Annotated in this window: 8 protein-coding genes; 7 read left to right on the forward strand and 1 reads right to left on the reverse strand. The window is 71.5% G+C overall.

Going from position 1 to position 9,182, the window contains the following annotated elements:
* Nucleotides 1-286 precede the first annotated feature (286 nt).
* Nucleotides 287-784 (reverse strand): SRPBCC family protein, encoded by a 498-nt coding sequence (locus MXD58_RS13155; RefSeq protein ID WP_248837965.1) that lies wholly within the window; start codon nt 782-784, stop codon nt 287-289.
* 303 nt (nt 785-1,087) lie between these two features.
* Between MXD58_RS13155 and MXD58_RS13160 the strand changes: the two genes are divergently transcribed.
* The 7 genes from MXD58_RS13160 (at nt 1,088) to MXD58_RS13190 (ending at nt 9,008) form a co-directional block, all read left to right on the forward strand.
* Nucleotides 1,088-2,755 (forward strand): carotenoid oxygenase family protein, encoded by a 1,668-nt coding sequence (locus MXD58_RS13160; RefSeq protein ID WP_248837966.1) that lies wholly within the window; start codon nt 1,088-1,090, stop codon nt 2,753-2,755.
* Nucleotides 2,756-2,786: 31 nt separating this feature from the next.
* A complete protein-coding gene (locus MXD58_RS13165) occupies nt 2,787-4,052 on the forward strand; it encodes an NAD(P)/FAD-dependent oxidoreductase (protein ID WP_248837967.1) in 1,266 nt (421 codons plus the stop codon).
* A 140-nt stretch (nt 4,053-4,192) separates the two neighbouring features.
* Entirely contained in the window at nt 4,193-5,395 is a 1,203-nt protein-coding gene (locus tag MXD58_RS13170) for a cytochrome P450 (protein WP_248837968.1), read from the forward strand.
* Between the two features lie 202 nt (nt 5,396-5,597).
* Nucleotides 5,598-6,635 (forward strand): acyl-CoA desaturase, encoded by a 1,038-nt coding sequence (locus tag MXD58_RS13175; RefSeq protein WP_248837969.1) that lies wholly within the window; start codon nt 5,598-5,600, stop codon nt 6,633-6,635.
* Nucleotides 6,632-6,889: an acyl carrier protein gene (locus MXD58_RS13180; RefSeq protein WP_248837970.1), complete on the forward strand. Its 258-nt coding sequence runs from the start codon at nt 6,632-6,634 to the stop codon at nt 6,887-6,889. Before MXD58_RS13175 ends, MXD58_RS13180 begins: the two co-directional genes overlap by 4 nt.
* Nucleotides 6,886-7,755 carry a class I SAM-dependent methyltransferase gene (locus tag MXD58_RS13185; RefSeq protein WP_248837971.1) on the forward strand — a complete coding sequence of 290 codons (870 nt, stop codon included), beginning with the start codon at nt 6,886-6,888 and terminating at the stop codon, nt 7,753-7,755. The genes MXD58_RS13180 and MXD58_RS13185 overlap by 4 nt, the downstream gene beginning before the upstream one ends.
* Nucleotides 7,752-9,008, forward strand: coding sequence for a cytochrome P450 (locus MXD58_RS13190; RefSeq protein WP_248837972.1), 1,257 nt, complete (start codon nt 7,752-7,754; stop codon nt 9,006-9,008). The genes MXD58_RS13185 and MXD58_RS13190 overlap by 4 nt, the downstream gene beginning before the upstream one ends.
* Nucleotides 9,009-9,182 lie beyond the last annotated feature (174 nt).

Below are 9,182 nucleotides of genomic sequence, written 5' to 3' on the forward strand. Positions count from 1 at the left end.
CGCGGGCGGCGTCCGGGGCGGCGGCACCGCGTCGAAGCCCGCACGCGACCCGGCGAGCGGCCAGGCCGAGGCGGGCGAGTCGCCGCGTCATCGGCACCCCCGCAAGCCGTTGATCAGGGCCCGTCGTTGATCAGGGCCCGTCATTGATCAGAGCCCGTCGTTGATCAGGGCCCCCTCAGTGTTGCAGTCTCGCTGGCTGCTATGTGCACTTTTCTGGCGGGAAGCGCTCCATCGCGAGGTCGGTCACGATGTGGTCGAAATGCCTTGCGGAAGGTTCGGTGATTGGTCAGGCCGGGGCAACGCGTTTGGTCAGCATCGCGCCACGCATCGCGGTGAGGAACTGGGTGGCGGCGGCCTGGTTGGTGAAGGTGTCGCGGTAGGACAGGGGCAGCGGCGCGGTGCCTGGATAGACGGCGCGGACGGTGCGGGTCAGCAGCGTGGTGTCGGCGTCGAGCGGGCCCTCGGCGTAGGTGTAGGTGAGGGTGATGTGTACCCGGCCGTCGTTGGGGTCGGCGCTGGCTGGCGGGTCGGTGGAGAGCTGCCAGGCGACGCCGGGCTCGTCGCGGGTCACCGTCCACTCCACCTCGACCGTCGTGTCCGGGCCGAGCCGCAGGACGTCGACGAACTGGTCGCCCAGGGTGGCCGGCTGGTCGGTGTGCTGCCCGCGGATCTCCTCGGTGGCCGCGGAGGCGGGCGCCCAATGGTCGGGCGTGGACATGAAATCGTGCACCTGCGCCACCGGGAGCGCAATGGTCACACTGGTCTCGAGGGTCGTGTCGAGCACCGCATTCCTCGTTTCCCCGGCCGGGGCCGGAATGGGTCGCGCACCGCGGAGACCGGCGAACGATGCACGCCGATGACGGGCCTGGTCCTGCCGAATACCTGTCGTACCGGAGTTGGCGCCGCGAAGTCGGCCGTTCCCGGTTCGTCCTATGGACCGATCCCGCTTCGTGATGACATTACACCGCGTGGGTGGCGCCGATATCTTGATGACCTGTGGTCCGGCTGGACATGCCCCCCATGTCCGGCCGGGTCACCGCACCGCGGCCGCGGAAATCAGTGGGTCTCCCTCGACGAAGAAGGCCACATGGACCACGCGCTGCATCACCTTCTTGAACCGAGCGCGGAATACGACGTTGACCTGACGGTGACAGCCGGCCGCTGGCCGGCCGGAATTTCCGGGCGCGCGCTGCTCATCGGCCCGGCCCAGCCGAACGCCATCGATTTCATGTTCGCCGGACCCGGCATGATCACCGACATCGACCTGGCCACCCGGCACTGGCGCACGAGCCGGGTGCTCACCCCCGACCTGGCTATCCTCGGCGGGCTTCGCCAGGTGCTGGCGCCCGCGGACCTGGCCGCGCTGATGGTCACGTCCCGCCCGGCGCTGACCAACGTGGCGCCGCAGCCCTTCGGCGACCGCCTCATGCTGACCGGCCTGACCCAGCGGCCCGTCGAGGTCGACCCGGTGACCCTGGAGTTCACCTCGTTCCTCGGCGGTGTCGACGAGTACCCGCAGGTCGTCGACCATCCGCTGTGGCCGGGCGTGCGCACCGCCGCGCACCCCGTCGAGGACCTCGACGAGGGCTGCCTGTGGTGGTGCAACACGTCGCTGCGCCCCCGCGGCACGTCGCGCACCGACGTCGAGGGCCCGCTGTGGCTCGTCCGCTGGGACGGCGAGGGCGAGATCGACACCTGGTACGTGCCCGGCGCGCACCTCGTCCAGGGCGTCCATGAGGTGACGGTCACCGAGGACTACGTCATCCTCACCGAGATCGGCTTCCAGCCGGAGCCGGGCAGCGTCGCCGGCCGCGACCGCACCCGGCCGCACCAGCCGTTCACCGACATCTACCTCGTCGCGAAGCGCGATCTCACCCGGGAGCGACGCGGGCGCGCCGTCGGCGTCACCCACGCGCGGGTGCCCCGCGAGTCGTTCCACCACTTCGCCGACTACCGCCAGGACGGCGACGACGTCACGATCTACGTCGCCCATTCCAACGGCTGGGACCTGAACTACTCGCTGCGCGACACCGACCAGGTCTGGGGCAGCGGCGAGCCGATGGCGAAGGGCCTGCACGGCTTCGTCTCCGCCCCGGTCGACGCCTCCCCGGTCGGCCGTTACGTCATCGAGGGCCGCACCGGCGAGGTCCGCGAGGCCCGCACGTTCCTCGACGCCGACCGGCACTGGGCCACCCTGCTCTACGGCCGGGACCTGCGCGCCCCCGCGCTGGAGCACGGCCGGTACCTGTGGCAGGCCTACTGGGGCTGCGACCCCGGGATGCTCGCCACCCGGGTCGTCGAGCTGTACCGCGACCACCCCTACCGGGCGGTGCCGGTCGACCGGCTGCCCACCGCGGAGATCCCGTCGTCGCTGGTCTGCCTGGACCTGGAGACGATGACGGAACAGGCCGCCTGGTCGTTCCCCAGCGGGACCGCGGGGGAGTCGCCGGTGTACGTCCCGGACTCCGCCGGCGGACCGGGCTGGGTCGCGCTCGTCGTGCACCACACCGACCGCACCGAACTGCAGCTCTTCGACGCGTTGTCCGTCGGCGCCGGCCCTGTCGCCGTCGCCTGCGCGCCGGGGCTGAAGCTGGCCGTCCAGTTCCACTCCGCCTACCTGCCGGCCTTGCCCGGACGCTCCGGCGCCGGGGCGCGCTACCGGCGCCCCTACGCCGACGATCTCGGCACGGCCTGGCGGGAGCTGCCGGCGCCGGCGCGCGCGGTGGTCGGGGACGTGCTCGGGCGGTACTCGTGAGGCACGGGCCAGCTCACCGGGAGGAACAGGTATGACCGACGTCCCGCCATCGTTCGACGTCATCGTCGTCGGGGCGCGCTGCGCCGGGTCGCCGCTGGCGATGCTGCTCGCCCGCCGCGGCCACCGGATCCTCGTCGTCGACCGCGCGTCCTTTCCCAGCGACACCGTGTCGACGCATTTCGTCCACCAGGCCGGCCTGGCCCGGCTCCACGCGTGGGGGCTGCTTGACAGGTTGCGCGAGACCGGCGTTCCGCCGCTGCGGCACATGCTTTTCGCCAACGGTGAGCTGAGCGTGTCCGGCTTCGCTGATCCGATCGAGGGAATCACCGAGGTGTACTGCCCGCGGCGGACCGTTCTCGACAGCCTGCTCGTCGATGCCGCCCGGGCGGCCGGCGCCGAGGTGGTCGAGCGGTTCAGCGTCGATGACGTGCTGTTCGCCGACGATGGCCGCGCCGTGGGAATCCGCGGTCGCACTACCGAGGGCCGGGAGCGGGAGTTCCGCGCGCGTTTCGTCGTCGGTGCCGACGGCGCGAACTCGACCGTTGCCGCCCGGGTCGGCGCCGACGTCTACCGCGCCGTTCCCGCGACCGGTTTCGTCTATTACTCCTACTTCTCCGGGCTCGACTGGGAATACCAGAACCGCACCCGGGACGAACGGCAGTTCGCGAGCTGCGTGACACACGATGACCTGATGATGGTCGTCGTCATGCGCAAGCGGGCCGCCTACCAGGAGTTCCGCGCGGACGCCGAGGCCGGCTTCCAGGGCGTCATCGACCATGTCGCCCCCGAGCTCGGCGCGGACCTGCGCGGCCGCGGCCGCCGGGAGGAGCCGTTCCGCGCGATCCACTACGCCGACAACTTCTACCGCCGCTCCCACGGGCCCGGCTGGGCGCTCGTCGGCGACGCCGGCTACCACAAGGACCCGCTGACCGGCTACGGCATCACCGACGCCTTCGTTCACGCCGAACTGCTGGCCGACGCCCTGCACCTGGGCCTGTCCGGGGCGGAGCCGATCGACACGGCCGTCGCCGGCTACGCCCAGCGCCGCGACAGCGACAGCGCCGGGGTGTTCAACCTGACCGTGGCGATGTCCGAGCTGACCCTCTCGCCGTTCCTGCGCGCCGTCCTCACCGCTGTCGGCCAGAGCCCCGGCTACCTGCGGAAGTTCTTCACGATGGTCGGCGGTGGCTACCCCAGCGAGGAGTTCTTCGCTCCGCCCAACCTGGCCGCGCTCTACGACGAGGTCGGCACACCGCCCGCCGACCGCATCCTGCCGGCCATCGCCGGCGCCCACTGACCTTCCCGGCCCACTGACCTTCCCGGCCCACCGCCCTTCCCGGCCCACCGCCCTTCCCGGCCCACCGCCCTTCCCGGCCCACCGCCCTTCCCGGCCCACCGCCCTTCAGGGCCTACTGACCGTTCACCTTCGGAGCGACCGTGGACTACGACCCGTTCTCGCCGGCCATCGCGGAGAACCCCTATCCCACCTATCGCTGGCTGCGGGACCACGCGCCGGTCTACCGCAGCCCCACCCACGGTTTCCACGCGCTGTCCCGCCATGACGACGTCCTCGCCGCGCTGCTCGACCATGACACGTTCCTGACCTCGCACGGCACCACCCTGGAGGGCATCGAGCAGGGCTTCGACACCCTGCTCACCACCGACCCGCCCGCGCACGAGTGGAACCGGCGGATCCTCGCCCGCCGGTTCAGCGTCACCCGGGTGCAGGAACTCGAGGGGCGCATCCGGGCCGTTGCCGCCGACCTGCTGGACGCGGCCCGCGCGTCGGGGCGCCTCGACCTGGTCACCGGCTTCTGCGCGCAACTGCCCCTGACCATTATCGCCGATCTGCTGGCGCTGCCCGCCGAGCAGCGCGAACGGGTGCACGAGCTGTGCTTCCTGCTGCTGGACCGGGGACCGGAGGACACCCCGGGGGTGCGGCCGCCGGCGTCGGTGGCAGCCGGGGAGGAACTGGCGACGCTGTTCCTCACCCTCGTCGCACAGCGGCGCGCCGAGCCCGGCGACGACCTGATCAGCCTGCTCGTGCACACCCCGGTCGTCGACGACGCGGGCGGCGAGAGCTTCCTCGACGACGGCCAGCTCCTCGGCCGGCTCATCGAGCTGACCTTCGCCGGCCACGAGACCGTCAAGAAGCTCGTGTCGACCGGTGCCGTGCGCCTGGCCGAGAACCCGGGCGCCCGCCGGGAACTCGTCGCCGACCCGACGTTGATCCCCGGTGCGGTCGAGGAGATGCTGCGCATCGACCCACCCGCCCAGTACACGGGCCGGTGGACCAGCCGCGACGTCGAGCTGCACGGCACGGTGATCCCCGCGGACAGCCGGGTCGTGCTGCTGCTCGGCTCCGCGTGCCACGACGAGCGGGTTCATCCCGACCCCGAGGCGTTCGACCTCCGCCGCCAGATCGGCCGCCAGCTCGGCTTCGGCTACGGCATCCATTTGTGCGTCGGCGCCGCGTTCGCCCGGCTGGAGGCGCGGATCGCCTTCGCGGAGCTGCTCGTCCGCTACCCGGACTACGAGATCGACTACGCCGGCGTGGTCCGCACCTACTCGTCCAACCAGCCCGGCCTGAAGAGCCTGCCGCTCGTCCTGACCCCCGCGGCCATCGCCGATCCGGTCTGATCCACCCGCTGGTCGCCGGAAATACCATAGTGATTTCCCGGCGGCCAGCGGCACGGGTGGATGATTGTCGGTGACGGGTCCGCGATTGGTTCTTCCAAAGACCCTGTCCGGTGCTGAGGGTGCCAAAAGGGCTGGTCACGCTGTTATGCTGCGCCTTGTCATGCCGAAAGAACCTCCGGTCGCATGGCAAAGGGAGCGAGAGATGGTCGACGAATCCGGCGGTCACGTCGGGGCGGTGGCCGAGGGTATTCAGCCGGAATACGTCGACGCGGGCGGCAGCCCGCGTCGCAGGACGATCAGCAGTCCTTATGTGCACCGGCTGCAGCGCCGGCACTTCCTGCTTTTCGACATCCTGCCGTTCCTCGGCACGGCGGCGGCGCTCGCGCTGCTCGCGGTGCGCCCGATCGGCGGCACCGAGATCGCGCTGCTGCTGGCGATGTGGCTGGTCACCATCATGGGGATCACCGTGGGCTACCACCGGCTGTTCACGCACCGCTCGTTCACCGCGACACCGGCACTGGGGAAATTCCTCACCGTGTGCGGATCGATGGCCGGGCAGGGCGGGCTGGTGTCCTGGGTCGCGTTGCACCGCCGGCACCACGAGTGCAGTGACCGGGACGGCGATCCGCACTCGCCGAACCTAGCCGGCGGCGGCCTGACCGGCCGGCTGCGCGGGTTGGCGCACTCCCACCTGCTGTGGATGCGCCGCCACGAGTACCCGAACGTCGTGCACTACGCCCCCGATCTCATCGCCGACCGGGGCCTCACCGCGGTCGCCCGGCGCTACCACACCTGGGTGCTGCTGGGGCTGGCGCTGCCGACCCTGGTCGGCGGGCTGGTGAGCCTGAGCTGGTACGGCGCGCTCACCGGCCTGCTCTGGGGCGGGCTGGTGCGGATGTTCGTGCTGGAACACATCATCTGGTCGATCAATTCGTTCCTGCATTCGTTTGGTACCCGGCCGTTCCACTCCCGGGAGAACAGCCGTAACGGCGGGGTCTTCGCACTGCTGACATTCGGTGAATCCTGGCACAACAATCACCATGCCTTTCCCGAGTCGCCGTCGTTCGGGCTGCGCTGGTACCGGCTCGACCCGGGAATCTGGTGCATCCGGCTGTTCTCGGCGCTCGGCCTCGCCAGCGACTTGAAGACGCCGTCGCCGCGGCGCATCGCGTTGAAGTCGGTCAGGCACGCACCGGCGTCGCCGGCCGCTGTCGTCTCCACGGGGAACGGGGCATCGTGAAGCACACGCAGGAATCCATCGCGCAGTGGTGCCAGTCGTATGTCGCCACGCTGCTGGGCACCACAACGGACAAGATCTCGCCGGACGCGTCCTTCGACCGGATCGGGGTCGACTCCGCGATCGCCGTCGCGCTGCTGATCGAGGTGGAGGACCGCTACGGCGTCGACCTGCCGCCGGAGGAGCTGTTCGAGAACCCGACGATCAACGCGGTCGCCGCCTACCTGTTCCCACGCGTCGAACGCGACGCCGCGTGACGCCGACAACGGCGGCGGAGGCGATCCGCCATCACTACGACGTGGGCAACGCGTTCTACCGGCTCTGGCTCGACCCGTCGCTCACCTATTCGTGCGCGATGCCCGCCGGCCCGGACGACACCCTCGAGGCCGCCCAGAACCGCAAGATCGACTATCACCTCGACGCGGTCGGCGCGGCGCGGGCGCGGTCGGTGCTCGACGTCGGCTGCGGTTGGGGCGCGGTCCTGCGCCGCCTCGCGCACGGCCACGGCGTGGGGCGGATCGTCGGGCTGACCCTCAGCGACGCCCAGGCCGCCCATCTCCTCGCCGAGCGCCCCCCGGGCGTCGAGGTCCACACGCTCGACTGGCGGGACTACACCCCGGCGGAACCGTTCGACGGGATCGTCTCGATCGGCGCGTTCGAGCACTTCGCCCGGCCTGAGGACACCCCGGCCGAGAAGATCGACCGCTATCGGGAGTTCTTCGCCCGCGCCCGGGACTGGCTGACCCCCGGCGGCACGCTGTCGCTGCAGACCATCGCCTACGCGAACATGACCCCGGACCAGGCCAGCGCGTTCATCCAGCAGGAGATCTTCCCCGCCGCCGACCTGCCGACCCTCGCCGAGATCAGCGCCGCCGCCGAGGGCCTCCTGGAAACCCGCCTCGTCCGCAACGACCGGCTCGACTACGCCTGGACCTGCCAGCAGTGGGCCCACCGCCTGCGGGAGCACCGCGGTGCGGCGACCGAGCTGGTCGGGCCGGACGTCGTCGCCCGCTACGAGCGCTACCTGCGCCAGAGCGCCCTTGGCTTCCGGATGGGCAAGATCTGCCTGTACCGGCTGGTGTTCCGCCCGTACCCACGCACGTACTTCGGAGCCGGCTCATGACGACCGGCGTGCCCACCGCGGCGGCGCCGGTGCGGTTCAACCCGTTCAGCGCCGAGTTCCGCCGCGACCCCTATCCGATGTACCGCCGCCTACGCGAACACCATCCCGTGCACCGCACCCTCGGCATGTGGGTGCTCACCCGGCACGCCGACGTGCGGGCGGTGCTGCGGGACCGGACGTTCAGCGCCGGCCTCATCCCGCGCCAGATCGCCCGGCAGGCCGACCGGCTCGGCGTCGCGGACACCCGCCGGCTCCAGCGGCTCAGCGTGTCGTCGCTGGTGTTCACCGACGAACCCGACCATCGCCGGCTGCGCGCGCTGGTCAACCCCGTCTTCACCGCGAAGACGTTGGACGCGCTGCGGCCGCGGATCGCCGCCGCCGCCGATGACCTGCTCGCCCGCGCCCATGCCGACGGCGGCTTCGACGCCATCGGCGACTTCGCCGCCCCGCTGCCGCTCGCGGTGCTGGGTGACTGGCTGGGTCTTCCCGCCGACGTGCGGCCCCTCGTCGGCGGCTGGACCCACGACATCCGGTTCATCCTCGAACCGGGGCTGATGCGCGCCGAGGACCTGACCCGGGTGCGTGCGGTGCTCGACGGTTTCCACGCCATGCTCGCCGACGTGATCGCCGAGCGTCGCGCCCGCCCCGGCGAGGACCTCATCAGCCGGCTGCTGGCCGCCCGCACCGGCGGCGGCGACCGGCTGGACGACGAGGAGATCGCTTTCGTCTGCGTGATGTGCTTCGTCGCCGGCGTCGAGACGACCGCGTCGCTGCTCGGCAACACCGTCCTCGCGCTGGCGGGCCATCCCGACCAGGACGTGCTGCTGCGCCGACGCCCCGAGCTGGCCGCCGCGGCGGTTGGCGAGACCCTGCGCCTCGACCCGCCGTTGCAGCTCACCAAGCGGCTGGCCACCCGCGACGTCGAGATCGGCGGCGAACGGATCGGCGCCGGCGACGAGGTGCTGCTCTGCCTCGGTGCGACCGGCCGCGACCCGGCCGTGTTCGACCGCCCCGACGAGTTCGATCTCACCCGTGACACCCGCGACCATCTCGCGTTCGGCCACGGCATGCACGGCTGCCTTGGCGGCGCGCTCGCCCGGGCCCAGGTCGAGATCGCGCTGGGCCGTCTCCACCAGCGCCTCGGGGTTCTCGCCCCGATCCCTGGACCGGACGGCGATCCCGTCTGGCAGCGTCACAGCTTCATCATCCGCGGGCTCTCCCGGCTTCCGCTGACAGTCCGGGGGACCGGGTGACGACGCTGCCCGCGCCGAACCACGCCGACACCGGCGCCGCCGCCAGCGCTGGCCGTGACCCCGCCGCCGGCCCTGCCGACTCCAGCGGCCCTGCTGACTCCAGCGGCCCTGCTGACTCCAGCGGCCCTGCTGACTCCAGAGGCACTGCCGACACCGCCGGTCCTGCCGCCGGTC

The sequence above is a fragment of the Frankia sp. AgKG'84/4 genome (assembly GCF_023242965.2).
Taxonomy (GTDB): Bacteria; Actinomycetota; Actinomycetes; order Frankiales; family Frankiaceae; genus Frankia.